Origin of the sequence: Pseudogemmobacter humi (assembly GCF_900609055.1) — a bacterium.
In the GTDB taxonomy this organism is placed as follows: Bacteria; Pseudomonadota; Alphaproteobacteria; order Rhodobacterales; family Rhodobacteraceae; genus Pseudogemmobacter; species Pseudogemmobacter humi.
On the sequence record NZ_UXAW01000081.1, the window covers coordinates 73,276 to 98,859 of the forward strand.

28 protein-coding genes, 1 tRNA gene, 1 other RNA gene and 1 pseudogene are annotated in these 25,584 nt (G+C 67.8%); 17 read left to right on the forward strand and 14 right to left on the reverse strand.

The genetic code is table 11. The features are described from left to right. Positions 1-59 precede the first annotated feature (59 nt). The gene (locus XINFAN_RS13560) at positions 60-230 is read left to right on the forward strand and encodes a hemin uptake protein HemP (RefSeq protein WP_124087405.1); all 171 of its coding nucleotides are present in this window, start codon (positions 60-62) and stop codon (positions 228-230) included. Positions 231-367: 137 nt separating this feature from the next. Here the strand turns inward: XINFAN_RS13560 and moaA are convergent, their stop codons facing one another. Continuing rightward, the gene (gene moaA, locus XINFAN_RS13565; RefSeq protein WP_124087406.1) at positions 368-1,381 is read right to left on the reverse strand and encodes a GTP 3',8-cyclase MoaA; all 1,014 of its coding nucleotides are present in this window, start codon (positions 1,379-1,381) and stop codon (positions 368-370) included. Between the two features lie 102 nt (positions 1,382-1,483). On the opposite strand from moaA, the gene XINFAN_RS13570 reads away from it, so the two are divergent. Continuing rightward, on the forward strand, positions 1,484-1,936 hold the full coding sequence (locus XINFAN_RS13570; RefSeq protein ID WP_124087483.1) for a hypothetical protein: 453 nt from the start codon (positions 1,484-1,486) through the stop codon (positions 1,934-1,936). 1,094 nt (positions 1,937-3,030) lie between these two features. Here XINFAN_RS13570 and XINFAN_RS13575 read toward each other — a convergent pair. The 3 genes from XINFAN_RS13575 to ssrA form a co-directional block, all read right to left on the reverse strand. Further along, positions 3,031-3,810: a 23S rRNA (adenine(2030)-N(6))-methyltransferase RlmJ gene (locus XINFAN_RS13575; RefSeq protein WP_124087407.1), complete on the reverse strand. Its 780-nt coding sequence runs from the start codon at positions 3,808-3,810 to the stop codon at positions 3,031-3,033. A gap of 266 nt (positions 3,811-4,076) precedes the next feature. Next, complete coding sequence (locus XINFAN_RS13580; RefSeq protein ID WP_233352210.1) at positions 4,077-4,469, reverse strand: hypothetical protein; 393 nt, start codon at positions 4,467-4,469, stop codon at positions 4,077-4,079. 212 nt (positions 4,470-4,681) lie between these two features. Further along, positions 4,682-5,037: a transfer-messenger RNA gene (gene ssrA, locus XINFAN_RS13585) on the reverse strand. Between the two features lie 126 nt (positions 5,038-5,163). On the opposite strand from ssrA, the gene XINFAN_RS13590 reads away from it, so the two are divergent. Further along, a complete protein-coding gene (locus XINFAN_RS13590) occupies positions 5,164-5,715 on the forward strand; it encodes a TetR/AcrR family transcriptional regulator (protein ID WP_124087408.1) in 552 nt (183 codons plus the stop codon). After that, positions 5,715-6,059 carry an SMR family transporter gene (locus XINFAN_RS13595; protein ID WP_233352211.1) on the forward strand — a complete coding sequence of 115 codons (345 nt, stop codon included), beginning with the start codon at positions 5,715-5,717 and terminating at the stop codon, positions 6,057-6,059. The genes XINFAN_RS13590 and XINFAN_RS13595 overlap by 1 nt, the downstream gene beginning before the upstream one ends. A gap of 60 nt (positions 6,060-6,119) precedes the next feature. Here XINFAN_RS13595 and XINFAN_RS22255 read toward each other — a convergent pair. Further along, positions 6,120-6,772: pseudogene (locus XINFAN_RS22255) on the reverse strand (integrase core domain-containing protein); the annotation flags it as partial. Here XINFAN_RS22255 and XINFAN_RS21770 point away from each other — a divergent pair. Both XINFAN_RS21770 and XINFAN_RS13610 read left to right on the forward strand, forming a co-directional pair. Further along, entirely contained in the window at positions 6,758-6,898 is a 141-nt protein-coding gene (locus XINFAN_RS21770; RefSeq protein ID WP_160144623.1) for a hypothetical protein, read from the forward strand. The pseudogene XINFAN_RS22255 and the gene XINFAN_RS21770 sit on opposite strands and share 15 nt — an antisense overlap. Next, the gene (locus XINFAN_RS13610; protein WP_160144624.1) at positions 6,895-7,239 is read left to right on the forward strand and encodes a tyrosine-type recombinase/integrase; all 345 of its coding nucleotides are present in this window, start codon (positions 6,895-6,897) and stop codon (positions 7,237-7,239) included. Before XINFAN_RS21770 ends, XINFAN_RS13610 begins: the two co-directional genes overlap by 4 nt. 126 nt (positions 7,240-7,365) lie before the next feature. Here XINFAN_RS13610 and XINFAN_RS13615 read toward each other — a convergent pair. Next, positions 7,366-7,441: transfer RNA gene (locus tag XINFAN_RS13615), tRNA-Ile, on the reverse strand. A gap of 259 nt (positions 7,442-7,700) precedes the next feature. Between XINFAN_RS13615 and purM the strand changes: the two genes are divergently transcribed. Next, positions 7,701-8,774 carry a phosphoribosylformylglycinamidine cyclo-ligase gene (purM, locus tag XINFAN_RS13620; RefSeq protein ID WP_124087411.1) on the forward strand — a complete coding sequence of 358 codons (1,074 nt, stop codon included), beginning with the start codon at positions 7,701-7,703 and terminating at the stop codon, positions 8,772-8,774. Further along, complete coding sequence (gene purN / locus XINFAN_RS13625; RefSeq protein WP_124087412.1) at positions 8,771-9,358, forward strand: phosphoribosylglycinamide formyltransferase; 588 nt, start codon at positions 8,771-8,773, stop codon at positions 9,356-9,358. Before purM ends, purN begins: the two co-directional genes overlap by 4 nt. Positions 9,359-9,578: 220 nt before the next feature. On the opposite strand, the gene XINFAN_RS13630 is transcribed toward purN, so the two are convergent. Together XINFAN_RS13630 and XINFAN_RS13635 are read right to left on the reverse strand one after the other, a co-directional pair. Beyond that, positions 9,579-10,589, reverse strand: coding sequence for a Hint domain-containing protein (locus XINFAN_RS13630; RefSeq protein ID WP_124087413.1), 1,011 nt, complete (start codon positions 10,587-10,589; stop codon positions 9,579-9,581). Between the two features lie 183 nt (positions 10,590-10,772). Beyond that, positions 10,773-11,138, reverse strand: a complete 366-nt coding sequence (locus tag XINFAN_RS13635) for a YbaN family protein (RefSeq protein WP_124087414.1) — start codon at positions 11,136-11,138, stop codon at positions 10,773-10,775. A 375-nt stretch (positions 11,139-11,513) separates the two neighbouring features. Here XINFAN_RS13635 and rnd point away from each other — a divergent pair, with 375 nt between their 5' ends. After that, complete coding sequence (rnd, locus tag XINFAN_RS13640; RefSeq protein ID WP_124087415.1) at positions 11,514-12,671, forward strand: ribonuclease D; 1,158 nt, start codon at positions 11,514-11,516, stop codon at positions 12,669-12,671. 215 nt (positions 12,672-12,886) lie between these two features. On the opposite strand, the gene XINFAN_RS13645 is transcribed toward rnd, so the two are convergent. Continuing rightward, positions 12,887-13,339, reverse strand: a complete 453-nt coding sequence (locus tag XINFAN_RS13645; RefSeq protein ID WP_124087416.1) for a hypothetical protein — start codon at positions 13,337-13,339, stop codon at positions 12,887-12,889. Positions 13,340-13,478: 139 nt separating this feature from the next. Here XINFAN_RS13645 and XINFAN_RS13650 point away from each other — a divergent pair, with 139 nt between their 5' ends. Continuing rightward, entirely contained in the window at positions 13,479-13,889 is a 411-nt protein-coding gene (locus tag XINFAN_RS13650; protein ID WP_124087417.1) for a SufE family protein, read from the forward strand. Here XINFAN_RS13650 and XINFAN_RS13655 read toward each other — a convergent pair. From XINFAN_RS13655 to cobS, 3 genes are all read right to left on the reverse strand, one after another. Beyond that, complete coding sequence (locus XINFAN_RS13655; protein ID WP_435530872.1) at positions 13,886-15,688, reverse strand: aminopeptidase P family protein; 1,803 nt, start codon at positions 15,686-15,688, stop codon at positions 13,886-13,888. The two genes, XINFAN_RS13650 and XINFAN_RS13655, sit on opposite strands and share 4 nt — an antisense overlap. Positions 15,689-15,747: 59 nt before the next feature. Beyond that, on the reverse strand, positions 15,748-17,613 hold the full coding sequence (cobT, locus tag XINFAN_RS13660; protein WP_124087418.1) for a cobaltochelatase subunit CobT: 1,866 nt from the start codon (positions 17,611-17,613) through the stop codon (positions 15,748-15,750). A gap of 201 nt (positions 17,614-17,814) precedes the next feature. Next, a complete protein-coding gene (cobS, locus tag XINFAN_RS13665) occupies positions 17,815-18,789 on the reverse strand; it encodes a cobaltochelatase subunit CobS (RefSeq protein ID WP_124087419.1) in 975 nt (324 codons plus the stop codon). A 156-nt stretch (positions 18,790-18,945) separates the two neighbouring features. Between cobS and XINFAN_RS13670 the strand changes: the two genes are divergently transcribed. Both XINFAN_RS13670 and XINFAN_RS13675 read left to right on the forward strand, forming a co-directional pair. After that, positions 18,946-19,428 (forward strand): hypothetical protein, encoded by a 483-nt coding sequence (locus XINFAN_RS13670; protein ID WP_124087420.1) that lies wholly within the window; start codon positions 18,946-18,948, stop codon positions 19,426-19,428. After that, a complete protein-coding gene (locus tag XINFAN_RS13675; RefSeq protein WP_124087421.1) occupies positions 19,425-19,868 on the forward strand; it encodes a hypothetical protein in 444 nt (147 codons plus the stop codon). Before XINFAN_RS13670 ends, XINFAN_RS13675 begins: the two co-directional genes overlap by 4 nt. On the opposite strand, the gene XINFAN_RS13680 is transcribed toward XINFAN_RS13675, so the two are convergent. After that, the gene (locus XINFAN_RS13680) at positions 19,853-20,485 is read right to left on the reverse strand and encodes a J domain-containing protein (RefSeq protein ID WP_124087422.1); all 633 of its coding nucleotides are present in this window, start codon (positions 20,483-20,485) and stop codon (positions 19,853-19,855) included. The two genes, XINFAN_RS13675 and XINFAN_RS13680, sit on opposite strands and share 16 nt — an antisense overlap. Positions 20,486-20,570: 85 nt before the next feature. Here XINFAN_RS13680 and XINFAN_RS13685 point away from each other — a divergent pair, with 85 nt between their 5' ends. Beyond that, positions 20,571-20,822, forward strand: a complete 252-nt coding sequence (locus tag XINFAN_RS13685; RefSeq protein ID WP_124087423.1) for a BolA family protein — start codon at positions 20,571-20,573, stop codon at positions 20,820-20,822. A gap of 84 nt (positions 20,823-20,906) precedes the next feature. Then, a complete protein-coding gene (locus tag XINFAN_RS13690) occupies positions 20,907-21,374 on the forward strand; it encodes an SRPBCC family protein (RefSeq protein ID WP_124087424.1) in 468 nt (155 codons plus the stop codon). Positions 21,375-21,384: 10 nt separating this feature from the next. Here XINFAN_RS13690 and XINFAN_RS13695 read toward each other — a convergent pair whose 3' ends face one another. Next, positions 21,385-21,768 carry a rhodanese-like domain-containing protein gene (locus XINFAN_RS13695; RefSeq protein WP_124087425.1) on the reverse strand — a complete coding sequence of 128 codons (384 nt, stop codon included), beginning with the start codon at positions 21,766-21,768 and terminating at the stop codon, positions 21,385-21,387. 71 nt (positions 21,769-21,839) lie between these two features. Between XINFAN_RS13695 and XINFAN_RS13700 the strand changes: the two genes are divergently transcribed. The 3 genes from XINFAN_RS13700 to XINFAN_RS13710 all read left to right on the forward strand — a co-directional run bounded on the left by XINFAN_RS13700 (position 21,840) and on the right by XINFAN_RS13710 (position 25,507). Beyond that, on the forward strand, positions 21,840-22,277 hold the full coding sequence (locus XINFAN_RS13700; protein WP_124087426.1) for an NUDIX hydrolase: 438 nt from the start codon (positions 21,840-21,842) through the stop codon (positions 22,275-22,277). Between the two features lie 64 nt (positions 22,278-22,341). After that, the gene (gene pepN / locus XINFAN_RS13705; RefSeq protein WP_124087427.1) at positions 22,342-24,915 is read left to right on the forward strand and encodes an aminopeptidase N; all 2,574 of its coding nucleotides are present in this window, start codon (positions 22,342-22,344) and stop codon (positions 24,913-24,915) included. A gap of 58 nt (positions 24,916-24,973) precedes the next feature. Next, positions 24,974-25,507, forward strand: a complete 534-nt coding sequence (locus XINFAN_RS13710; RefSeq protein ID WP_124087428.1) for a hypothetical protein — start codon at positions 24,974-24,976, stop codon at positions 25,505-25,507. Positions 25,508-25,584 lie beyond the last annotated feature (77 nt).

Below are 25,584 nucleotides of genomic sequence, written 5' to 3' on the forward strand. Positions count from 1 at the left end.
GCCGGAACGGCGCCTGCGGCGGCGCTTGAAGCATTGATCGAACGTATGGGAGCCGCGAAATGAATGCACATCCTGAATCCATCCTGACCCCCTGGCTCCAGGGCGACGCCACGCCGGTGCATGAGGCCCGCGTGCTGACCGAGGGCGGCTCGCTCGCCAAGATCGTGCTCGACGGTCAGGTCTATACCCTGCGCATCACCCGTCAGGGCAAGCTGATCCTGACCAAGTAAGAACCGGCGGCGGGGCAGGGTCCCGCCGCTGTCATCGGGCTTTTGCCGGACGGCGTTCCCTCGCGTCGGCCGGCAAAAGCCCTGCGGGCGTCAGGGGGTGAGGGAATGCGCCCCGGACGCCCGCCGGTTACCCGGGATCAGCCGCCGGTGTGGCTCATGTGGCGGCTCATCTGGCCGCGGACCCTTTGGCGGGTATAGTCGAAATCGTGACCCTTCGGCTTGCGCGCGATCGCCGCGCGGATCGCCTGTTCCAGCGGGCGCGGATCGTCCGGGTGGGCGCGCAGCGGCGCGCGCAGATCGGCCATATCCTCCTGGCCGAGGCACATATACAGCTCGCCCGTGCAGGTCAGCCGCACCCGGTTGCAGCTTTCGCAGAAATTATGCGTGAGCGGCGTGATGAAGCCGATCTTCTGCCCGGTCTCCATGATCCGCACGTAGCGCGCCGGGCCGCCGCTGCGCTCGGCCAGATCGGTCAGGGTGAAACGCCCGGACAGTCGGTCGCGCAGATCGCGCAGGCTCCAGTACTGGTCGAGCCGGTCCTCGCCGCCCAGATCGCCCATCGGCATGACCTCGATGAAGGTCAGGTCGTGATCCTCGCGCGCGCACCAGTCAAGCAGCGGGAACAGCTCCTCCTCGTTCACGCCCTTCAGCGCCACGGTGTTGATCTTGACCCGGATCCCCGCCGCCTTTGCCGCCGCGATGCCGTCGAGCACCTGGGCGAGCCGCCCCCAGCGGGTGATCGCGGCGAATTTCTCGGGTATGAGCGTGTCGAGCGAGACATTGATCCGCCGCACCCCCAGATCCGCCAAAGGCTGCGCGTAACGGGCAAGCTGGCTGCCGTTGGTGGTCAGCGTCAGCTCGTGCAGGGCGCCGCTTTGCAGATGCCGGGCCATCGATTCGAAGAAGGTCATGATGCCGCGCCGCACCAGCGGCTCGCCCCCGGTGACGCGCAGTTTCTGCACCCCGAGACCCACAAAGGCCGAGCAGAGCCGGTCCAGTTCCTCCAGCGTCAGCAGGTCGGCCTTGGGCAAAAAGGTCATATGTTCCGCCATGCAATAGGTGCAGCGGAAATCGCAGCGGTCGGTGACCGACACCCGCAGATAGCGGATGGCGCGGGCGAACGGGTCGATGAGCGGGGCAAGGTCCTCCATTCCCCCAAGGTAAGATCAGCGAAGCCCCGCCACAAGGCGCAATCCGGAGCATTGCGGCAGTTGCGGCGGCAGGGGCGAGGCCCTATCGTCGGGCCCATGATGATGCGCGCCCTTTTCCTCGTTTCGCTTTCGCTGGCCCTCGCGGGTTGTTCGGTCTTCGAGAAGGACGCGGCGCCCGCGAATCCTCAGATGGCGACCGAATTCGCGCCCGCGGTCTCGACCACGGCGCTTGGCGCGGCGGGTCATGCGCCGGCGGCGCTGGACAAGACCTCGGATGCGGAAAAGGCGGCGGCGCTTTCCGCCCCGGTGGCCAGCGGCGAGCGCGCGCTCGGCAAGGCGGTGGTGGCGCTCGGGCCGCCGGCCGAGGCCGGGATCTGGGTCCAGAGCGTGCTGATTTCCGCGCCGGGCCAGGGCCGGGTGGTGGCGCCGAACGGCCAGGCGCTGGCGGTGGAACTGCGCCCCGGCAGCGGCGGCGCGCTGATGTCGCTCTCGGCCTATCAGGCGCTCGGCCTGCCGCTGACCGACCTGCCCGAGATGACGATCTACGGCCCCTGACGGATTGGGGCGGCCTGATCGGGGAAGGGGCTCTTTCCCGCCCGTCGGCACTGGCCCGGGCCAGGCCGATCCGTGGGGCATTTTTTGAACGGCTGTGGAAAAGCCTCGCTGTGCTTTGCCCTCACGATCTGTCCGCCGGTGAGCCGCAGGCCGGCCCGCGGCTGCGGGAAAACGCAGAAGCCGGTCCTCGGGCAGCCCCGCGGCAGCAAACTCGCGCAATCCGATACGCCACGAAAACCGCCAGCGCCATGGACGCCCGGGGGCAGATGCCGGTCGCGCCCCATTGGATCACATCGGGAGCGAACCGGGCCGCCGCCGGGACAGACTAAGGCGGCGAGCCCCTCTCGCGCCGGTATCGGGGGCGCCAGCCATGAAAATCAGGCGAAAATCTCGATCATGATCCGGTTCGCGATCTGCTCTGGGTCGGTCGAGGCATGCGAGGCCGGTCAGTTCCAGACACTCGCCCCTTCTGGTCGGTGAACGGTTGTCTCCGGGGGATGTGTTGATGCGGCCAGCCGGAAATGGAAATCCTTCAGCCGCCGGAGCGGGGCGGAGTGTTCGGGACGCTGACCCGTGACCGGGACAATGACCTGATGAATGACGCCCGATTGTCCGGGCATCGCTGCCAGGAGCGGAGTGATCCGGCGACTGCGGGGCGGATCGCCGCCGGTATCGCGCTTACCTTTCCTGCCTCGCGCTTCCTGGGAAGACGCATGATACGGAAGGCGCGGCGCAGGCCTTGCAAGGCGGGCGGCGCCTGCCGGTCCTGAAACAGGAAGGCGGAATCATCCGGCCATCCGTCATCGTCGCCCTTGCCGCGTTTTCCGGGGACGCGGCGGGCCGGAAGGGAACCACCACGGCGGGCTGACCCCTGTGACCCTGCGGGCGGACGAGGGCTTGCCATAAACCACCCGGTGCCCCGCCGGGCAGATCCTGCGCAAAGCGGTCGTTCTGGTCCCCCGAGCCGGAGGGTGAGGGGGGCGAGGCTATCGGAGTGCGGGCCGCGCCCCGGCGAAGACATTGCACCTGTGGAAGCGATCATCCCGCCGGCAGGACGCAGGCCCTCGGGCTGAGGGGGGGGCCGAAGGGCGGGATCAGCGCAGTCTGCTGAACAGGGCGCTCAGGCGGGCGGCCTCTTCGCTCAGGCCATAGGGCGGGTTGACCACGAACATCCCCGAGCCCACCATCCGGTGCCCCTCGCGCGCGGGGGGGAAGCGGACCTCGTGGCGCAGCGCGCCTTCGTGCTGGCGCATGAGCGCGGTCAGCATCGGGGCATGGGGCGCGTCGCGCAGAATCGGATACCAGAGCATCAGAACACCCACGTTCCATTTGCGCGCGATCTGGGCGAAGAGCTTCGGGATGCGGTCGTAATCCTCTTTCACCTCGTAAGGCGGGTCGACCAGCATCAGCCCGCGCCGCGGCGTGGGCGGCGTCAGCGCCAGCGCCATGGCGAATCCGTCCTCCCTACGGATATGCGCCCCCCAGGAACCAAGCGCCTCCTGGAGAGCGGCATGTTCCTGCGGATGCAGTTCCGCCAGATGCAGCCGGTCGCCCTCGCGCAGCCCGAGCGCCGCGATCAGGGGCGAGCCGGGATAGGCGTCGGCGCCATACATGCCGCGGGCCTCGTCGAGCCGCTCGCGGTAGGGATGGCCGGGCGGAAAGGCCGCCTCCAGCCGGGCGATGCCCTGCGCCGCCTCGCCGGTCTTCGCGGCTTCGGCGGAACCGAGCCAGTAGAGCCCGCGCCCGGCATGGGTCTCGATATAGCTGACGGGCTTGTCTTTGCGGGTCATGTAATCCAGCACGAAGGCCAGAAGCGCGTGCTTCTGCACATCGGCGAGATTCCCGGCATGAAAGGCGTGCTGATAGGAAAGCATGAAAGCGGCTTAGCCCCGGCGGGGCCACGCCGCAAGGGTCATGGTGGCAGGATCCGGCGGAAGGTCGTGTGCGGAGCGGCGGCAGAGCAACCGCCGCCCGCAAGCGTCTCGGAGATGGACGGGAGGGGGCTTGCGGCCCCGCCCCGCAGCCGCGTCTGTCCCGCTGGGGAGGGCGGTGAAGTTCCGGCGTTCCCCGGCATGATCCGGACGGGCTTGCCGGGAAAGGCTTGCGCCGCCGGGCAGGGAACATCCGCGCGGCGCCGGGCTCAGGTGCAGGTATTGCCCACGCCTTTGGCGACCTGCTCCTGCCAGGTGGCGCCCAGCACCTCTCGCGCCGAAAGTGCGTTGCCCGCCTCGGCAGAGCCCCCGGCGATCATGCGCACCACCATGCCCTGATCGTAATTCTGCTGCATGTTGAAGAGGTTGCCCTGGAGACCGCTGCCGGAACTGTCCTGCTGGATGATGAATTTGTCGCCGCCCTTGCGGATCACCTCGACCGCCGCGGCCCTGAACGCCACGTCGCGCGCGCCCGACGGCCCGCAGGCGGGCGCCGCATGGGTCTGCACCTTGAACGTGTCCTTGCTCATCTGCTGGATGTCGGTATTCGCGCAGGCCGCAAGGGTGAGCGCAACGAGAACGAGGGAAAGCCGGGCGATCATGATCTTCCTGCAAAGTTGTGGCCGGTCTGCCAGCCGCGGAAGGATCCCGCCGTCCCGGCCTTGCAGGCAGAGAATCACATAATTGCTTATCGCTGGTTAACCGGGCCGCATTCGATGGTTGCAGGGGCCAGGCCCCGAACGATGCCGGGTCTTGCCGCCACCGGAGAAATTTCTCCGGCCTGCCGAGAGGAAAGCTGAACAGAGGGGGGGAAGGTGCAGGATTCTGTTGCCAGGCTCCTGCGGGCCCCGCCTTACGCGGCTAAGCGCAAGGACTTAGGTTTGGTATTGAGAGCTGCTTACGCAGCCATCGCCACCGGAGCACGGTTGTCGTTGGCAACTGTGATCATGCACCGATAACGGTGGTAGCTCACCGGGCGAAAGCTGGCCTCTTTGAACGTCCGTCGATCCTGTTTCGGCCCCATTTTCCCGCAACGCCGGGGAGAGTGGTGGAGCCGCCGGGTACCGCCCCCGGGTCCGAGCCGTCTATTGCAGGTGCGTTTATCGCCATAGTCCGGACTTACGCCCGGACAGGGGCAATATAGGCGCCACGGCGCTGGGGTGCAAGCGCGGGCCAGGGGCTGAATTGACGAAGCGCGAGGCGGCTGCGGTCTGCAAATAATATTCTTGCTGTGAAATCATGTGAACCCTCAGGAAATTTCTTGCCCCCTTACATACCGAGCGGTATGTAAGGGCAATGAAAGAGACACGTCGCCGCCAGCCCGAAATCCTGCGCCGCAAGCTGCTTGATGCGGCGACGGCGCTTGCCGTGCGCGAGGGGGTGCATTCGGTGACCATCGGTGGCGTGGCCCGTGCCGCGGGCGTCACCAAGGGCGGATTGTTCCACCATTTCCCCGACAAGGACGCGCTGCTGCAAGCGATGTTTCTCGGCCAGCTTGAGGAACTCGACGCCGCGATCGACGCCGAAATGGCGGCGGACGAGGGGACCCCGGGCTGTTTCACCCGGGCTTATGTCCTTGCCACGCTGCAACACAGCGCCTCGCCCGCCGCGCCGCTGTTCGCGGTGCTGCTGATGAGTCCGGCCATGCGCGCGATCTGGTCGGACTGGCTGCGCGCGCGGCTCGGGCGCCATGCCGGCACCGACGGGGGCGCGGGGCTGGAACTCGTCCGCTATGCCGCGGACGGGATCTGGCTTTCCGATCTCTGGCAGGTCGACCCCGGTCTGCGCGCCTCCCGCGCCGAGTTGCGCGACACATTGCTGCAATCCACCCGAAGGAACCCGACCTGATGCATCCGATGCTCATGACCTATGGCGCCCTGTTCTTCGCGGTTTCGCTGGAGGTGGTGGGAACCTCGCTTCTGCCGCAGACGCAGCATTTCACCCGGCCGCTGCCGACTTTGGGCACGGCACTTTGCTACGGCGGGGCGTTCTGGCTGCTGACCCATGCGATGGGGCAACTGCCGGTGGGTGTGGTCTATGCGATCTGGAGCGGCTTCGGCATCGTGCTGATCTCGGCCATCGCCTGGATCTGGCTGCGCCAGTCGCTGGATCTGCCGGCGGTGATCGGCATCGGCCTGATCCTGAGCGGGGTGCTGGTGATCAACCTGTTCTCGAAATCCGGCGCGCATTGAGCGCGAAGATGTAGCTCTGCCTCCCCCCGGAGCGCCGGATACCGGAGTTTTCTGACCTGGTTATGGCGACGGGCCGGCTGTGTCGCCGGGATAATGCAGGGCAACCGGGACGTTGTATCCGATCGCGCTGTGGGGGCGGTCTTCGTTATGCTGTCGACCCCAATCCTCCAGCTTTTCCCGGTCACCCGCCAGGCTCACGAACCAGTGCGCGTTCAGGCACTCCGGGCGGAGCTTGCTGTTGAACGCTTCGATGAAACCATTCTCCGTTGGCTTGCGGGGGCGTGAGAAGTCCAGGGTGACATCTCTGACGTAAGCTTACCGGCCGAGGTCGCGCGGGATGAACGCGCTGCCGTTGTCGACCCGGATGGTTCCATGCCGGCCGGGTTGGGTGCAGACCCGTTCCAGAGTCTGGACCACATCTTCGCCACGGCAGGTGAAGCGGGGGGCGGCCACTGGACAGAAGCGGGAAGGGGTATCAATGATGGTCAGGATGCGCAGCATGTTGCCCGGGGCCAGCCGGTCATGGACAGAATCCGTGGCCCAGACATCATTCGGCCCGACGGCCTCGGGCCGATCATCGCGCAGCTTCGCCTTGACCCGCCGCTTGGGGTGCTTGTTGCGCAACTGGAGCCCCAGCTCTTTGTAAACCCTATGGGTCTCCTGATATTCACCTGCAAGCCCTCCGGCCGCAGCAGGACGTGGATGCGCCGGTATTCCGCGCCCACCGGCTGGAAGGCACCATGCAGCGCCTGTCCCTCGAACTGCTGATCTACACAGGCCTGCGCCGTAGTGACGTTGTTTGGCTCGGCGGCAGCACCTTCAGGGCAATTTCATCGTGATCAGCACGAAAAAGAGCCAGGAGCTTGTGGATCTGAATATACCGATCCAATCCGACTTCAGGGCGGTGCTGGAAGGGATCAAGCACAATCATGAAAGCCTCATCATCACCCAGCTGGGGGAGGCCCGTTCCGAGAAATCTTTCACAAACGGGATCATTGAGGCCGCGAAAGAGGCAGCGCTGTCCCCGCATCGTTCACCTCATGGTCTGCGCAAGGCAGCCTGCCGAAGACTCGCAGAGGCTGGGTGCACTGCCCTGGAAATCATGTCCATCACCGGGCACTCGAACATTAAAGAGATAGAAACCTACTGCGCCGCCGTGAACGAAAAGAGGCTGGCATAGGCCGCTATGACAAAGCTGAAAGGTGCAGCGTGGGGACAAAACGGAAACAGAAACTGGTTAACGCATCACACACGTTAGCCAGAACGCCCCATAACCAGTTGAAAAATAATAATCTGAAAAGGGGTTTGGTAGGCCCGGAGGGACTCGAACCCCCAACCAAGGCGTTATGAGCGCCCTGCTCTGACCATTGAGCTACAGGCCCCCTGGAACTCGTCAGGAGATGACGCCTGCCTAGCAGATGCTGCGCAAGGGTCAAGCGGACTGCTTGGCGGGGTGCTCCGCGGCGGCACGGTGGGGGTTTGCTGCCGGCAGAGCGGTCTGCGGCGCAAGGGGGGCTCCGTCTGCGGCAGGGCGGGGACGGAGCAGGGAAATGCTCCGGCTCTGGCGCGCCGGGCGACGTTGCGCTTTCGGGTGCTATCGTCTAAGCGGGCGTCAGGAATCCGGGCCGGGAGACAGGCGAGATGAGCACAGGCAGCACCACGGGCCAGAATGGTCTCACCTATGCCGGGGCGGGGGTCGATATCGACGCCGGCAACCGGCTGGTCGACCGCATCAAACCGGCGGCGAAATCCACGGCGCGGCCGGGGGTGATGGGCGGGCTCGGCGGTTTCGGGGCGCTGTTCGATCTGAAGGCCGCGGGCTATCAGGATCCGGTGCTGGTCGCCGCGACCGATGGCGTCGGCACCAAGCTGCGGATCGCGATCGACACCGGAAATGTCGACACGATCGGCGTGGATCTGGTGGCGATGTGCGTGAACGATCTGGTCTGCCAGGGGGCGGAGCCGCTGTTTTTCCTGGACTATTTCGCGACCGGCAAGCTCGATGTCGACCAGGCCGCGCGCATCGTCGAAGGGATCGCGAAAGGCTGCGCCGATTCCGGCTGCGCGCTGATCGGCGGCGAGACCGCCGAGATGCCCGGCATGTATCACAAGGGCGATTTCGACCTTGCCGGTTTCGCGGTCGGCGCGATGGAGCGCGGCACCGCGCTGCCCGAGGGCGTGGCCGAGGGCGATGTGCTGATCGGGCTGGGCTCGAACGGGGTGCATTCCAATGGCTACAGTTTCGTGCGCAAGGTGGTGGAGCTTTCCGGCCTGAGCTGGAGCGATGCCTGCCCTTGGGGCGAGGGCTCGCTCGGCGAGGCGCTGCTGGCGCCGACCCGGCTTTACGTCAGACAGGCGTTGGCGGCGATCCGGGCGGGCGGCGTGCACGGGCTCGCGCATATCACCGGCGGCGGTCTGACCGAGAACCCGCCGCGCGTGCTGCCTGGCGACAACCTCGCCTGCGAGATCGACCTTTCGGCCTGGCAGCTTCCGCCGGTGTTCCGCTGGCTGGCCTCGACCGCGAACATGTCCGAGCCGGAACTGCTGAAGACCTTCAACTGCGGCATCGGCATGATCCTGGTGGTCGCGCCCGGGCGCGCCGATGCGATTGCGTCGCTGCTGGCCGAAGCTGGCGAAAGCGTCAGCCGCCTCGGCCGCGTGATCGCGCGCGGGGAGGGCGACGAGGGCGTGATCTACAAGGGCCGCCTGCTGTGAAACGTGTCGCCATCCTGATTTCCGGGGGTGGCTCGAACATGGTCGCGCTGGTGCAGTCGATGACCGGCGATCATCCGGCGCGGCCGGTGCTGGTGGCCTCGAACGATCCGGCCGCCGCGGGGCTGGCGAAGGCGGAGGGCGCCGGGATCGCCGTGGCGGCGGTGGATCACCGCCCGTTCGGCGCGGACCGGGCCGCTTTCGAGGCCCGGCTTTTGCGCCATATCGAAGCGGCCTCGCCGGATATCCTCTGCCTTGCCGGCTTCATGCGGGTGCTGACGCCGGAGTTCGTTGCGCGGTTCCAGGGGCGGATGCTGAACATCCATCCCTCGCTTTTGCCGAAATATCCGGGGCTGCACACCCATCGGCGCGCGATTGAGGCGGGCGACGCCGAGGCGGGTTGCACCGTGCATGAGGTGACGCCGGTCCTGGACGACGGGCCGATCCTCGGCCAGGCGCGGGTGCCGGTGCGGCCGGGCGATACCGCTGACAGCCTTGCCGCGCGGGTGCTGGTCGAGGAGCACCGGCTTTATCCGGCGGTGCTGCGCCGCTTTGCTTTGGGCGAGCGCGGGCGGCTCGACCTCTGAGCGCCTGCGAGAGGAGCCCCGCTGGCGCGGGGCTTGCGCTCCGCGCGGGGGTATTTTCGTCAGGATGAAGAGGGCAGGGCGCGGCTGGCTTTGCATCGGGCCGCTTGCCTTGGGGGGCGCGGCGGACGCCTGCGGCGGGATATTTGCGGACAGAAAATGAGCCCCCGCGGCGCGGACCGGGGCATGGGGTGGCAGTGGTGCCTTGCGTCGGGGCCGCGCGTCAGACCGCGCGCAGGAGGCCGGCTTCGCGCCGCGTCAGGCAGCGGTGCGCGGTTTGCACCCCGGCGATTTCGGCCAGCAGCTCGGGGAAGAGTTCCTCCAGTTCCGCCCGCGCCTCGGGTGAGACCGCTTCCAGCGCCATCGGTCCGGGCAACAGGCTTTCGGCGAACATGCCCTCGGCGCAGACGATTTCGTGTCGCGCGAACGCGATATGCCAGTATTCCGCCTGCGCCCGCGGCACCTGGCGGATCCCGGCGCCGTCGGTCAGATGCACCGCTGCCGCCAGCACCTCGTCCTCGCCGAAATGCAGCTGCGCCCGCCAGCCGGTCAGCAGCACCCGGTGCTGCGGCGACAGGAACACCGGCCGCTCGTTGCCGAGGACGCCGCGCCCGATGCGCACCGGCGCCATGCGCCCGAGCCCCGAGGTGGTGCTGCGCCCGATCCAGCGGATCGGCTGCATGCCGCTCTCGCGGGTCCAGACGATGTCGCCGGTTTTCAGCTTCTCGACCGGCCTCAGCCCGTTCGGGGTCAGGATCCGCGTGCCGCGCAGGAAGCAGATCACCGGCGGCAGGAGCACGGTCGGATCGGTGGCGAGGCCCGAGAACGGCAGCCGCGCGTTCATCGGCTCGTTCTGTTCCGAGCCATAGGTGACGGTGCCGCTGCCCACGCCGCGCAGGTCGATCAGCACCGGCGCGGATGAGCCGAAGATCTGGTAGTTCTCCCCCGAGGCGCGGCCCTGATACATGTCGTCCTGGGGGTTGAGCCAGGTGAAGACCGGGGTGCCGGTGGGGTTCTCTTCGGACCAGGTATGGATCGAGACCCACATCCCGTTGCGGAAATGGGTGTCGTTCGCATTGGCCTGGGTGATCACCACGCGGTAGATGTCGTTCTCGGTGCCAAGCGCCTGGACGTTGGTCAGGGTCACGACCATCTGATTGCCGTTGCCCTGGCCGCTGGCCGAGGAATAGGTGCCGATCTGATCACCGGTCAGGTAAAGGGTAAAGGTCGCCATTTCCGTATCCAGACAAAGGACGTGCCCGAAGGCAGAGAACAGATCCTGCGACCCCCCGATCGCGGACCCGTGGCAACTGCTGCAACTTTAGGGCGCCGTCCAGTGTGCCGCAACGTCACGAAGACGCCGCCGCCGCGCAGCCCGGGCCTGAGTCTTTTTTGCCACAGGCCGCGCCGGGGCCGCTCAGCCGGTTTTGGGCCCGTCCGGGCGGGTCGCGATCCAGCTTCCCATGGCCACCAGCACCAGGCCCTGGGCCAGCAGCGCCCAGTAGGGAACCCCGAGCGCGAGGCTGATCACAAAGGCGCCGGCCATGGCGATCAGCGCGAATTTCTTGCCCCGGGGCGAGATCGCGCGATGTTCGCGCCAGTTGCGGATCGCGGGGCCGAAGCTGCGGTGGTTCAGCAGCCAGTCGTGCATCCGTTCGGACGAGCGCGCGAAACAGGCGGCGGCAAGGATCACGAAGGGCGTGGTCGGCAGGAGCGGCAGGAAGATCCCGATGATCCCGAGCACCAGCGCCAGCGCTCCGGCGGTGAACCACAGCGGTTTCATCGCCGCGCCCCGCTGCGGGCCGGAAGGGGGAAAGAGGGGCAGGTTCTGGTCATCCGACATATTTCCCGCGCGCAGGGCGCGTCTCCCCAGGGGGGTGGGGATCCGAGGGAAATACTAAGGATTTTTCGGCCAAAGAAAAGAGCGACCCGCCGCCGCGCCCCTCACGAAAGCCGGAGCGCGCGCTTTCATCTTGCCGCAAATATCCCCGCCGGAGGGCTCCGCCGCCTTTGCCGAGGCCGCCTCCGCGGCCCGGGCGCCTCGCCCCTTTCCATTTCGCGCATCCGCCATTAAAACCGGCTGATCAGGGCCGCGCGGCGGGTCATATGCCGTCGCCCGCTTCCACGCGGGATGACCCCGCAAATGCCGCGAGGAAAGATGCGCACAATCACCACGACCGAAGACCTGGCCTCGTTCTGCGCTGCCGCGAAAGCCGCCCCCTATGTCACGATCGACACCGAGTTCCTGCGCGAGCGGACCTATTGGTCGAAGCTCTGCCTGATCCAGATGGCTTTGCCCGGCAAGGACGGCGAGGCGGTGCTGGTCGATCCGATTGAGGGCGTGGATCTGTCGATGGAACCGCTTTACGATCTGTTCCGCCACGAGGCGACGGTCAAGGTGTTCCACGCCGCGCGCCAGGATCTGGAGATCTTCTTCGTCGAGGGGGGCGTGTTTCCGGTGCCGCTGTTCGACACCCAGGTCGCCGCCATGGTCTGCGGCTTCGGCGAGCAGGTCGGCTACGAGACGCTGGTGCGGAAGATCGCCCGGGCCTCGCTCGACAAGACCTCGCGCTTCACCGACTGGTCGCGCCGGCCCTTGTCCGGGGCGCAGAAGGAATATGCGCTGGCCGATGTCACCCATCTGCGGGTGATCTATGAATGGCTGGCGGCGCAGCTGGAAAAGAACGGCCGTGGCCCCTGGGTCGAGGAAGAGCTGGCGGTGCTGACCGATCCCGCCACCTATACCGTCCAGCCCGACGAGGCCTGGAAACGGATCAAGACCCGCACCTCCTCGGGGCGGTTCCTGGCGGTGGTGCGCGAACTGGCGCGGTTCCGCGAGGCTTACGCCCAGGGCCAGAACGTGCCGCGCTCGCGGGTGATGAAGGACGACGCGCTGCTGGAGCTGGCCTCGACCCGGCCCGCGACGATGGAGGAGCTGGGGCGCTCGCGGCTTCTCTTGCGCGAGGGCAGGAAGCCCGAGATCGCCGAGGGCATCCTCGCCGCGGTGAAGGCGGGCCTTGAGGCGCGGCCCGAGGATCTGCCGAAGGTCGATCATCAGCCCGATCAGCCGCAGGTGAACGGCGCGCTCGCGGATCTGCTGCGGGTGCTGCTCAAGGCGAAATCCGAGCAACTGGGCGTGGCGCCGCGGCTGATCGCCTCGGCCGCCGATCTGGACGCCATCGCCGCCGGAGGCCGTGAGGTCGAGGCGCTGAAGGGCTGGCGGCGCGAGGCCTTCGGCGACGAGGCGCTGCGGCTGTGCAAGGGCGAGATCGCGCTGACCGCGCGGGGCACCGAAGTGCGTACGATCCGCATTTGACTTCGGTCGGAACGGGGGGCCGTCTGCCCCCCGGAGCGGCCGCTGGCCGCTCTCCCCCCGAGAGTATTTGCATCAGGGTGAATGCAGGAAGGGGAAAGCAGGACCGGCCTGCTCATTTTCTGTCTGAAAGTATCCTCGGGGGGAAGCGCGCTATAGCGCGCGCGGGGGGCAGACGGCCCCCCGTTCCGGCGCCGGCAATCTGCTTTGACCTCAGGTCAGCGTCCCGCCGCACGGGCGTCGTTCGCGCCCTGGACCACGATCTGGCGCACGCCTGCGAGTTTCACCTGCGACAGATGCAGCGCCACCGTCACCTCGCGCGAGCGCGGCGTGCTGACGGCGGTCTGTTCCGGCGGCGGCTCGATGCGGAAATCGAGGACCAGAACGCCGTCCGCGGTGACCGGCTGTTCCACCAGTTCGGCCTTCCACCAGCCCTGGCTCGGCGTGCGGCCCGTCGCGCGCACGATCGCGCCCGAGCGGATCGGCTCCACCGTCAGGCTCAGGACCGACTCGACGCGCTGCCGCCCGTCCTGCGGCATCTCGGGCAGTTCGGCCTGCTGGACCGGCTCCGAGCGGCCGAACCAGTTGAACGGGTTCAGACGGCTGTCGCGCACCGCGCCGCAGGCGGCAAGGCTGAAGGCGAGGCAAAGGACGGCAACGGGGCGGATCATCCGGCATTCTCCATCTTCCGCCCTTGGCCTAACCCGAAAGCGGCGCTTTGAAAAGCCGCCTGCGTCGCGCGGCGGGGGCTTTCGCGCTCTGGACCTCGGCGTCGTGCGGCGCTACCTGAAAGGGCAAAGGAGATCCGCCATGGCCACCGCCGCCTTCGAGGACATCGCCGAGACGCTGGAATTCCTCGACGACTGGGAGGAGCGCTACCGCCATGTCATCGAACTGGGCAAGGCGATGCCGCCGCTCGACGACAGTTTCCACGTTCCGGCCTACAAGGTCGAGGGCTGTGCGAGCCAGGTCTGGCTGCGCCCGATGCTCACCAAAGAGCGGTTCGACTTCCAGGGCGACTCGGATGCCATGATCGTGCGCGGGCTGATCGCCATCCTGCATGCGCTTTATTCCGGGCTGACGCCGGCAGAGGTGCTGAAGGTCGATGCGCTGGCGGAATTTACCCGGATCGGGCTGAAGGACAACCTCTCGGCGCAGCGCTCGAACGGGCTGCGCGCCATGGTCGGGCGGATCCGCGACCTCGCGGAAGCCGCCGCCTAAAGCGCCGCGCAGGCGGTTTCCAGCCAGGCCCTGGTCGCGGGCGAGATCCGGGGGCCGAGCTTTTCCAGCACTTCGGCATGATAGGCGTTCAGCCAGGCGCGTTCCTCGGGGGCCAGGGTTTCGATGCGGATCAGCCGCCGCTCGAACGGGGCGAAGGTCAGCGTTGCGAAACAAAGCTGATCGCGCCCGTCGCCGAGCCGGGGCGCCTCGCGCACCAGGATCAGGTTCTCCAGCCGGATCCCGAAGGCGCCCTCGCGGTAATAGCCGGGCTCGTTCGAGAGGATCATCCCCGGCTCCAGCACCACGTCCGAGAGCCGCGACAGCCGCTGCGGCCCCTCATGCACCGAGAGGAACGCGCCGACGCCATGGCCGGTGCCGTGGTCGTAGTCGAGCCCCTTCGCCCAGAGGAACTGCCGCGCCAGCGCGTCGAGATCGCGGCCCGAGCAGCCCCGGGGCCAGCGCGCGCGGGAAATCGCGATCAGCCCGCGCAAGACCGCCGTATAGCAGTCGCGCGCTTCCTCGCCGGGATCGCCGATCGCCATGGTGCGGGTGATGTCGGTGGTGCCGTCCTTGTATTGCGCGCCGGAATCCACCAGCAAGAGCTCGCCCTCGCCGAGGGGCCGGTCGGTCTCGCGCGTCACCCGGTAATGGATGATCGCGCCATGCGGACCGGCGCCGCAGATTGTGTCGAAACTGATGTCGTGCAAGGCATTGGTCGCGCGGCGGAAGCCTTCCAGCGCTTCGACCACCGCGATCTCGGTCAGACTGCCGGGGGCGCTGCGCTCCAGCCAGCTCAGGAATTCGCAAAAGGCCGCGCCGTCTCTCAGATGCGCTTCGCTTGTGGCGGCGATCTCGGCGGCGTTCTTGCGCGCCTTCGGCAGGATGCAGGGATCCGCGCCGGGGCTGACCGCGATCCCGGCGGCTTCCAGCTCAAGCGTGACGGCGAGCGGCGCGGTGGCGCGGTCCACCCGCACCGGGCCGGTAAGCGACCGCAGGGCGGGGACGAAATCTCCCGGCGGGCGGATCGCGACGCCGGCGCCCAGATGCGCCCGCAGATCCGCGCCGAATTTCGCGGGATCGGCGAAGACCGTCACCTGGCCGTCATCGGCGAGGATCGCGAAACCCTGGACCACCGGATTGCGCGGCACGTCGCCGCCGCGGATGTTCAGAAGCCAGCAGAGCGAATCCGGCAAAGTGATCACCGCCGCCGCCTCGCCCTTCGCGCGCAACTCTGCCGCCAGCCGCGCGCGCTTGTCGCCCGCGCTCTCGCCCGCCAGCACCTCGGGATGGGCGAAGGCGGGGGCCGCGGGCGGGGCAGGGCGGTCAGACCAGATCGCATCGACCGGATTGGTCACCGGCTTCAGCGTGACCCCGCCCGCCAGCGCCGCTTCGATCCGGGCGATCTCGTCGGCGGTATGCAGCCAGGGATCGAAACCCACCACGCCCCCGGCCAGATGCTGGCGCAGCCAGTCGCCGGGCTTCACCTCGGGCCAGTTGATCGGGGTGAAATGCGCCATATCCACCTGCGCCTTCACCTGGGTGCGGTAGCGTCCGTCCACGAACACCCCCGCCACATCCGGCAAGACGATGCAGAACCCGGCCGAGCCGGTGAAGCCGGTCAGCCATTCCAGCCGGGCGTCGCAGGGCGCGACATATTCGCCCTGATGGGCATCGGCGCGCGGCACGATGAACCCCGCCAGCCCCTGAGCCGCCAGTCGCTCGCGCAAAGCCGCCAGCCGGGCGGGCCCCTGTCCGGGCGAAACGGAACTGTCGAAGCTCTGAAACACGGCTGCCCTCATTTTCTGTCTGAAAATATCCTCGGGGGTCCGGGGGCAGACAGCCCCCGGGGCGTCCACCCTTACCCGGCCCGACGCTGCGCGGCCCGTTTCGCCCCGCGCGGGTTCTTGTCGAACAAAGCGGCAAGCTGCTCGGTCATCGCGCCCGCCAGTTGCTCGACATCGGTGATCGTCACCGCGCGCTGGTAATAGCGGGTCACGTCATGGCCGATGCCGATGGCGATCAGTTCCACCGCCCGGCGCTTTTCCACCATGGCGATCACGTCGCGCAGATGCTTTTCGAGGAAACTCGCCGGATTCACGCTCAGCGTCGAATCGTCCACCGGCGCCCCGTCCGAGATCACCATCAGGATCTTCCTCGCCTCGGGGCGCGAGACCATCCGGCGATGCGCCCATTCCAGCGCCTCGCCGTCGATGTTCTCCTTCAGGAGCCCCTCTTTCATCATCAGCCCCAGATTGGGCCGGGCGCGCCGCCAGGGGGCGTCAGCGGATTTGTAGATGATATGGCGCAGATCGTTCAGCCGCCCGGGCTGCTGCGGCCGCCCGTCGGCCAGCCATTTCTCGCGGCTCTGGCCGCCCTTCCAGGCCCTTGTGGTGAAGCCGAGGATCTCGACCTTGACCGAGCAACGCTCCAGCGTGCGCGCCAGAACATCGGCGCAGATCGCGGCGATCGAGATCGGCCGGCCGCGCATCGAGCCGGAATTGTCGAGCAGAAGCGTCACCACCGTATCGCGGAATTCGGTGTCCTTCTCCCATTTGAACGACAGCGGCGTCGTGGGATTGGCCACCACGCGGGCGAGCCGCCCGGCGTCGAGGATGCCCTCCTCCAGGTCGAACAGCCACGAGCGGTTCTGCTGCGCCTGAAGGCGGCGCTGCAGCTTGTTCGCAAGCCGCCCGACCGCACCCTTCAGGGGCTCAAGCTGCTGGTCCAGATAGGCGCGCAGCCGTTCCAGCTCCGCCGGTTCGGCCAGATCCTCGGCGCGGGTCTCCTCGTCGAACTCGGTGATATAGACGGCGTAGTTCGGATCGGCGTCGGAATGGGGCGCAGGCGGCGGCGGCTCCAGCGGGGCTTCGCCCTCGGGCAGCTCGGTCTCGTCGCCGAGCTCCATCTCGGCATTGTCCTCCATCTGGACCTGGGCCTGGGATTCGTCCTGCTGCTCTTCCTGGCTCTGCTCGGGGCTGGCCTCGGCCTCTTCGCCGTCCTGGTCTTCCGCGGCTTCGCTCTCGGGGCTGTCCTGGTCCTCTTCGGCCTCGTCCTCGCCTTCGTCCCCGGTCTGGTCGGGGTCGTCGCCGAGCTGATCGCCATAGCCGAGATCCGAGATCACCTGACGCGCGAGCCGGGCGAAAGCGGACTGATCGGCGAGCGCCGCGTCGAGCCCGTCGAGCGTGCCGCCCGCCTGTTCCTCGATGAAGCCGCGCCAGAGGTTCATGACATTCTCGGCCCCGGCCGGCAGATGCCGCCCGGTCGCCAGCGCGCGCACCAGATAGCCCGCCGCCACCGGCAGGGGCGCGTCCTGCGGCGCGGTGACCTGACCATAGCCCTTGCGCTCGGCCTCCTGGGCGATCTTTGCGTCGATATTCGTCGCGGTGCCGGGCATGACGCGCGCGCCCATGGCCTCGCAGCGCGCGGTCTCCATCGCCTCATAGATGTCGCGCGCCAGCGTCCCGGTGGGGGCGTATTTCGCGGCCACCCCTTCGTCGTGGAACTTGCGACGCAGCGCGAAAGCGTCGGCGGTGCCGCGCGCCAGCATCACCTCGTCGCGCGTCATCCGGCGCGAAACCTGCGGCAGCCGCACGCCGTCGCGGTTCATCCCCGGTGGATCGACCGAATAGGAAACGCTCATCTCCGGGTCATTGGCGAGCACTTTCGTGGCTTCGGCCAGAGCCTTCTTGAACGGATCGGCAGGGTTGTCGGCGGGTTTGGTCATGCGCGCATGGTCCCGGTCAGTGCATCGGTTTCACCCCGCGGACGGGGGGCTGTCTGCCCCCCGGCTTCCTTGCGGAAGCTCCCCCCGAGGATATTTTCAGACAGAAAATAAGGGCGCAGGGCTGTTCATTTTCTGTCCGCAAATATCCTCAGGGGGGTGAGGCCGCAGGCCGAGGGGGGCGCGAGCGCCCCCCTGCGACAGTCACTTCATCGCCATCGAGGCGGCGCTTTCGGGCAGTTCCTCGTTGAAGCAGCGCTGGTAGAACTCGGCCACGGTCTGGCGCTCCAGCTCGTCGCATTTGTTGAGGAACGAGAGCCGGAAGGCATAGCCGACATTGCGGAAGATCTCGGCGTTCTGCGCCCAGTTCAGCACGGTGCGGGGCGACATCACCGTCGAGAGGTCGCCGTTCATGAAGGCGGTGCGGGTCAGATCCGCCACCGTCACCATCTGGCCGATGGTCTTGCGGCCCTTCTCGGTATTGTAATGCGGGTTCTTGGCCAGAACGATCGCGCTTTCGGCGTCATGGCTGAGGTAGTTCAGCGTGGCGACCAGCGACCAGCGGTCCATCTGGGCCTGGTTGATCTGCTGCACCCCGTGGTAAAGCCCGGTGGTGTCGCCCAGCCCCACGGTGTTCGCGGTGGCGAACAGGCGGAAACAGGGGTGCGGCGTGATGATCTCGTTCTGGTCGAGCAGCGTCAGCTTGCCGTCATGTTCCAGCACGCGCTGGATCACGAACATCACATCGGCGCGGCCCGCGTCGTATTCGTCGAAGACGATGGCGACGGGGTTGCGCAAAGCCCAGGGCAGGATGCCCTCGTGGAACTTCGTCACCTGCTTGCCGTCTTCCAGCCTGATCGCATCCTTGCCGATCAGGTCGATCCGGCTGATGTGGCTGTCGAGGTTGACCCGGACGCAGGGCCAGTTCAGCCGCGCCGCCACCTGTTCGATATGGGTGGATTTGCCGGTGCCGTGATAGCCCTGGATCATCACCCGGCGGTTGTAGGCGAAGCCGGCGAGGATCGCGAGCGTGGTGTCGGGGTCGAATTTATAGGTCGGGTCGATCTCGGGCACGCGGTCGGTGCGCTCGGCGAACCCCTTCACGCGCATGTCGGTTTCGATGCCGAACACATCGCGGACAGAGATTTCTTCGGTGGGCTTCATCACGGTGTCCAGCATGGTTCGCGTCCAGAGTTCAGGCTACCATGGGTTCATGGAACATTCCGCACAAGGGTGCAAGGGGAGGGTGGTGCAAGGGGACGGTGCGGCGCGCGGCCAAATGCTTTGATCCGGGCGGGCAGACGCCTTAGCCTCGCGCCGAAGGAGGAGGGCGCGATGCGCGACCGGTTGATCCTCGGCGCGATCACGGCGGCGGCGGCGGTTGCGGCGGTGCTTGCTTCGGCTGTCCTGCTGCCCTGGGCGGCAGGCGGGGTGGAGGCTGTGGCCTGGCCGCGCGACCCCGGGCATCTCATGCTCCGGACCGCCGCCGCGGGGCTGCTCACCGGCGCCGTGCTCGCGCCCCTGTGGTGTGACGAGGACGGGGCCGGGCGGATCCTTGCGGCGCTGGTCACGCCGGGGCTGATCGCGCTCCTCGTGCTGGTTCTGACCCTGGCACTGGCGCCGTCTTCCGCGGGCCGGGCGCCGGGGTGGATCGGCGGGCTTCTGCTCATGGTGTTTTTCGCCCCGTTTTTCCTCGCGATCGCTCTGCCATGGATCGGGATCTGCTGGCTTGCCGGCGGGATCGCCGCCTGGCGCTATGGTGCGCGGGTCGCGGCGCGTGGCGGCGAGAAAGCCTTTGACCGGACGGGGCGGCCATGAGCGCGGGCGGCAGCGGCCTCGGCGACTGGCTGATCCTTGGCGCGATCACCGGGGGCGCGGCGGCGGCGAGCCTGCTTGTGCCCGCAATCCTCGGCTGGCGGATGGACGGTGCCCTGTCTCCCGCGCTGAACATGGCGCTGGCGGGGCTGGCCGCCGGCGCGCTGCTTGCGCCCCTGTGGCGCGGCGGCGCGGGCGCGCGGGTGGTCGCCGCGGTCCTCACGCCGTATCTCGTGCTGTTCCTCGCGCTGCCGGGACAGGCGGTGGGGCGGCTTCTCTCCGAGGGGCCGGCCGCGCTCCTGTGGATCCTCGGCGCGCCGCTCTGGACCCCGGTGGGGCTGGCCTTCGCGGCGATCCTCAATCCCTGGTTCGGGCTTTGCTACGCCGCGGGCCTCGTCGCGGCCTGGTGCTATGGCGAGCGGCGCGCTCAGTCCCTGAAATAGCGGCTGTCGCGGATCTGGTCCCAGGCCCAGACCACCTCTTGCAGCATTTCCTCCTGGCTGCGGTCGCCGCCGTTCATATCGGGGTGCAGCACCTTGATCAGGCCCTTGTATTGCTTGCGGATCTCGGTCTTGGTCATGGTGTCGCGCGAGTCGAGGATTTCAAGCGCGCGCCGCTCGGTCGGCGGCAGTTTGCGGGTGGCGCCGGAGACCGGCTGCGCGCCGGGGTTGCGGGTGCCCTTTTCGCCGAGGATCTCCAGCGGGTCGCGCACCCCCATCCGGGCCCAGGCGTTGCCGTCGTCTTTCTTCGAGAAGGGTTTGGTCTCGCGCTCCCACAGCCGGTCCTTCTCGACGATGCGGCGGAATTCCTCGTCCGAGGTGCCGTCGAAGAAATTCCACTTCAGGTTGTATTCGCGGATGTGATCCTTGCAGAACCAGAAGAATTCATCGAGCTGCTCGCGCGATTTCGGGGCGCGGAACTGGCCCTCGGCTTTGCAGCCTGGATAGTCGCAGCCGCGCCCGCCGGTTGCGGCGGCGGGCCCCCCGCGACGTCCGGCGGATTTGCGCTTTTTGTCCGACGAGACGCGGATGTCGAATTCGAATGGGGGTTTGGTGACCATAGGTTGCGGGGCCTGTGCTGCCTTTCCGACTCGGGCCGCTCAGTTTAGGTGTTTTGCCAGCGGATTGAAGAGGCCGGAGGCAAAAATGGCTGTGAGCGATGAAATGGCGGAACGGCTGCGCGCGGCTTTTGCGCCGGACGAGCTGGAAATCGTCAACGAAAGCGGGCTGCATGCCGGGCATGGGGGCGATGACGGCAGCGGCGAGAGCCATTTCCGGCTGCGCATCCGCGCGCCCGTCTTTGCGCCGATGAGCCGGGTGGAGCGCCACCGCACGGTGATCCGCGCGCTTGGCGATATCCCTTCGCGCATCCATGCGCTGGCGCTGGACATCGGCTGAAATCCCCGCCCCGTCGGGCGGGGCAGGGCGTCCCGGCGCCCGGGGTGCTACCTTTCGGCGGATGGAGACGCGAGGGAGGGCGCGATGAGCTTCGATCCGGCCACCGATCTGGAACTGACGCGGCGGTTTGCGGCCGCCCCCGCCACGGTCTGGCGCTGCCTGACCGAGCCCGCGCTGATCGAACGCTGGTTCGCGCCGCGCCCGGTGGTGACGCGCGACGTCAGCCTCGATCTGCGCCCGGGCGGCAGTTTCCGCTCGGTGATGGATGTGCCCGGCCATGGCGAGATGCCGGGCCATGGCTGCGTGCTGGAGGTCGATCCGGGCCGGCGGCTGGTCTGGACCGATCTGATGCGCGGCGGCTGGCACCCGAATGCGGGCAGTTTCGGCTTCACCGCGGTCCTGACGCTGGAGCCGGAGGGCGAGGGCACGCTTTACCGCGCGCAGGCGCTGCACCGCAGCCAGGAACAGCGCGCCGGGCATGAGAAGATGGGCTTCCATGAGGGCTGGGGCGCGGCGGCCGATCAGCTGGGCGAACTTGCGGCCAGCCTCTGAGCCGTGCCTGTCAGCCCTTCTGCGCCACCGGATGCCCTGCCGCCTTCCAGGCGGTGAAGCCGCCCGAAAGGCTGGCGCAGCGCAGGCCCATCTCCTGGGCGATCTCGGCCGCCAGCGCCGAGCGCCAGCCCGAGGCGCAGTAGAATACGAATAGCCGGTCTTCGGCCAGCCAGGGCTTGTGATAGGGGCTTTCGGGGTCGATCCAGAACTCCAGCATCCCGCGCGGCGCGTGGCGGGCGCCGGGGATCATCCCCTCGCGCTCCAGCTCGCGCGGGTCGCGGATGTCGACGAAGACCGCCTCGCCCGCGGTGTGCAGCGCGGGCGCCGCTTCGGGCGCGACGGATGTGATCCGGGCCGCGGCCCGCGCCAGCAGATCCCGATAACCGAGCGGCATGGACTTCCCTCCTGATTCTGGTGCCATTCTGCCCCCGGCCCGTGCCTGATGCGAGGCCCGATGGAGATGTGATGTCAGACCGCCCCTTGCCCCGTCTCGCCGTTCTGGCCGTTACCCTGCACGAGGACCATGCGCTGCTGGTCAGGCGGCGCAATCCGCCCGATGCCGGGCTCTGGGGCTATCCGGGCGGCAAGGTGCGCTATGGCGAGACCGTGGCCGAGGCCGCGATCCGCGAATTGCGCGAGGAAACCGGGGTGCGGGGCGAGGCCATGGGCCAGCTCGGCACGCTGGATCTGATCCTGCGCGACGATCTGGGCGCGGTCTCTCATCATTATTACCTCGTGGCCATCGCCTGCCGCTGGCTTGCGGGCGATCCCGTCGCCGCGGATGATGCCGCCGCCGCCGCCTGGATCCCCTTCGCCGAGGTGCTGGACCAGTCCCTTGCCCTGAGCGAGGACGTCGACACGCTTCTGCACGAGGCGATCCGCTTCGCGGGCACCGAAATGTGAGGCGGGTTCCTGTTGAAACGCCGCCCGCGCGGGTCCAGGCTCGGGACGTTGAGAAGGAAATGCCATGACCGAAGCCGCCAGAGACCCCCGCACCGTCTATCTCGCCGACTACCGCCCCTGGAGCCATCTGGTCGACCGGGTGGAGCTGTGTTTCCGCCTGGCCCCCAAAGGCACGAAGGTCGCCGCGAAACTGCATATGCGGCCAAATCCGGCGGCGCGGGGGCGGCATGTGCTGAGGCTCGACGGCGAGGGGCTGCGGCTGATCACGCTGAAGCTCGATGGCGCGCTGCTCGACCTGACGCCGGATGAAACCGGGCTGACGGTGCCCGCCGATCTGCTGCCCGAATGCCCGTTCCTGCTGGAGACCGAAGTCGCCATCGACCCGGAGACCAACACCGCGCTGGAAGGGCTGTATATGTCGCGCGGCATGTATTGCACCCAATGCGAGGCCGAGGGCTTCCGCAAGATCACCTTCTACCCCGACCGCCCCGATGTGATGGCGCGGTTCCACGTGCGGATCGAATCCGACCTGCCGGTGCTGCTGTCGAACGGCAATCCGACTGCCTCGGGCGAGGGCTGGGCCGAATGGGACGATCCCTGGCCCAAACCCGCCTATCTCTTCGCTCTGGTCGCGGGCGATCTGGTCGCGCATCGGGGCGGCTTCACCACCCGCTCGGGCCGGAGCGTCGATCTGGCGGTCTGGGTGCGGCCGGGGGATGAGGACCGCTGTGCCTGGGCGATGGACAGCCTGATCCGCTCGATGAAATGGGACGAGGAAGTCTATGGCCGCGAATACGATCTCGACGTGTTCAACATCGTCGCGGTCGACGATTTCAACATGGGCGCGATGGAGAACAAGGGGCTGAACATCTTCAACTCCAAATACGTGCTCGCCAGCCCCGAGAGCGCCACCGACGACGATTTCGCCCGGATCGAGGCGATCATCGCCCATGAATATTTCCACAACTGGACCGGCAACCGCATCACCTGCCGCGACTGGTTCCAGCTTTGCCTGAAAGAGGGGCTGACCGTGTTCCGCGATCAGCAGTTCTCGGGCGACATGCGGTCCCACGCGGTGAAGCGGATCGAGGATGTGGCGGTGCTGCGCGCGCGCCAGTTCCGCGAGGATCAGGGCCCGCTCGCCCATCCGGTGCGCCCCGAGAGCTTTGTCGAGATCAACAATTTCTACACGGCGACGGTCTACGAGAAGGGCGCCGAGCTGATACGCATGCTGAAAACCCTGGTCGGGGATGAGGGCTATGCGAAGGCGCTGAACCTCTACTTCAGCCGCCACGACGGCGAGGCGGCCACCATCGAGGACTGGCTGAAGGTGTTCGGGGACGCGACCGGGCGTGACCTCACGCAATTCGCTTTGTGGTATTCCGAGGCCGGAACCCCGCGGCTGAAAGTGGCCGAGGCCTGGCAGGACGGCAGCTATACGCTGACCTTCACCCAGGAAACGCCGCCCAGTCCGGGCCAGCCGGTGAAAGCGCCGAAGGTGATCCCGATCGCAGTGGGGCTCCTGAACCCGAACGGCGACGAGGTGCTGCCGACGACCGTGCTGGAGATGACCGGGGCGACCCAGAGCTTCCGCTTCGACGGGCTTGCGGCGCGGCCGGTCCCTTCGATCCTGCGCGGCTTCTCGGCTCCGGTGGTGCTGGAGCGCGAGACCAGCGCGGACGAGCGCGCCTTCCTGCTCGCGCATGACACCGACCTGTTCAATCGCTGCGAGGCGGGCCGCTCGCTCGCGCGTGAGATGCTGATCGCGGGGCTGACCGGCGGCGAGGATCTGCTGCCGGCCTGGCGCGATGCGCTGGCGCGGCTGATCCGCGACGATACGCTCGATCCGGCGTTCCGGGCGCTGGCACTGCGGCTGCCCTCCGAAGACGATATCGCGCAGGCGCTGCATCAGCGCGGCCACACGCCGGATCCGGCGGCGATACATGCGGCGCGGCGGGCGGCAGGCGATGCGCTGGCGCAGGCTCTGGCCGCGGATCTGCCCGGGATGATCGCCGGGCTGGGGGCGGGTCGCTTCGCTCCCGACGCTGCCGGCGCCGGCCGGCGCGCCTTGCGCAACGCGGCGCTCGCTCTGCTCGCTCGTGTCGACGGTGGCGCTGCGGCGCAAAGCGCCTTCGCTGCGGCGGACAATATGACCGACCAGACCGGCGCTTTGGCGGCACTGCTGGACATCGGGCAGGGGGCGGCGGAACTCGCGCGCTTCCGCGATGAATGGGGCCATGACGCCAATGTCATGGACAAATGGCTGTCGTTGCAGGTCGCGCTCGCCGCGCCGGACCGCGCCGCGGCGCAGGCGGAGACGCTGGCCGCGGATCCCGGTTTCGACTGGAGGAACCCCAACCGCTTCCGCGCGGTGTTCGGCGCGCTCTCGGGCCATCACGCAGGCTTCCACCAGGCAGGCGGCGCGGGCTACCGGCTGCTCGCGGACTGGCTGTTGCGGCTCGATCCGCTGAACCCGCAGACCGCCGCCCGGCTTTCCACCGCTTTCGAGACCTGGCCGCGCTACGACGCCGCACGCCGCGATCTGATCCGGGCGGAGCTGGAGCGCATCCTCGGCCAGCCCGGCCTCAGCCGCGATCTGGCCGAGATGGCGGGACGGATGATCGCCGCCGCGCCTTGACCTTGCCGCATTCGGACGCTGAAATGCCCCCCGGATGCGGTTTTGTAAGAGGTGAGCCATGCCCGTTCTGATCGGCCTGATCGGCATTCTGGGAGCGGCGCTGATCTGGTATTGGCGGGTGAAGGCGGCGGGTCAGGCGGCGCAGGATCTGGCGGGCGCGGCGCAGGACGTGCTTTCCGCCGCGCGCCGCTTCGGCTTTCGCCGCCGCTACAACGAGCATCCGGTCGACAGCCTCCAGGACAGCGATGTGGCCATCGCCGGGATCGGGCTGGCCTTCCTCGAACTTTCCGGCCTGCCCACGGCGGCGCAGCAGGATGCGCTGCTCGTCTCGCTGCAACGCCATCTGGGGCATGACGTGGCAAAGGCCGAAGAGGCGGCGATCCTCGGGCGCTGGCTGATCAGTGAATGCGGCGGCCCCGCGCCCGGCCTGACCCGGCTGACCAGACGGCTTTACAAGCTGCGCCGGAGCGAAGGCTTGCAGCCGTTGATGCAGGTGCTCAACGATGTGGCGGCCGCCTCGCGCGACGGCACGCTCGCCCCCCGCCAGCGCGAGGCGCTGGACGAGGTCGCCCGCCTCTTCAGACTGGGTTGAGAAAAAGGCGCCGCTGCCCCTTTCATCCTGATCCAAATACCCGAAAACCGCTCCCGCAAGGGAGCGGCCTCTTTTTC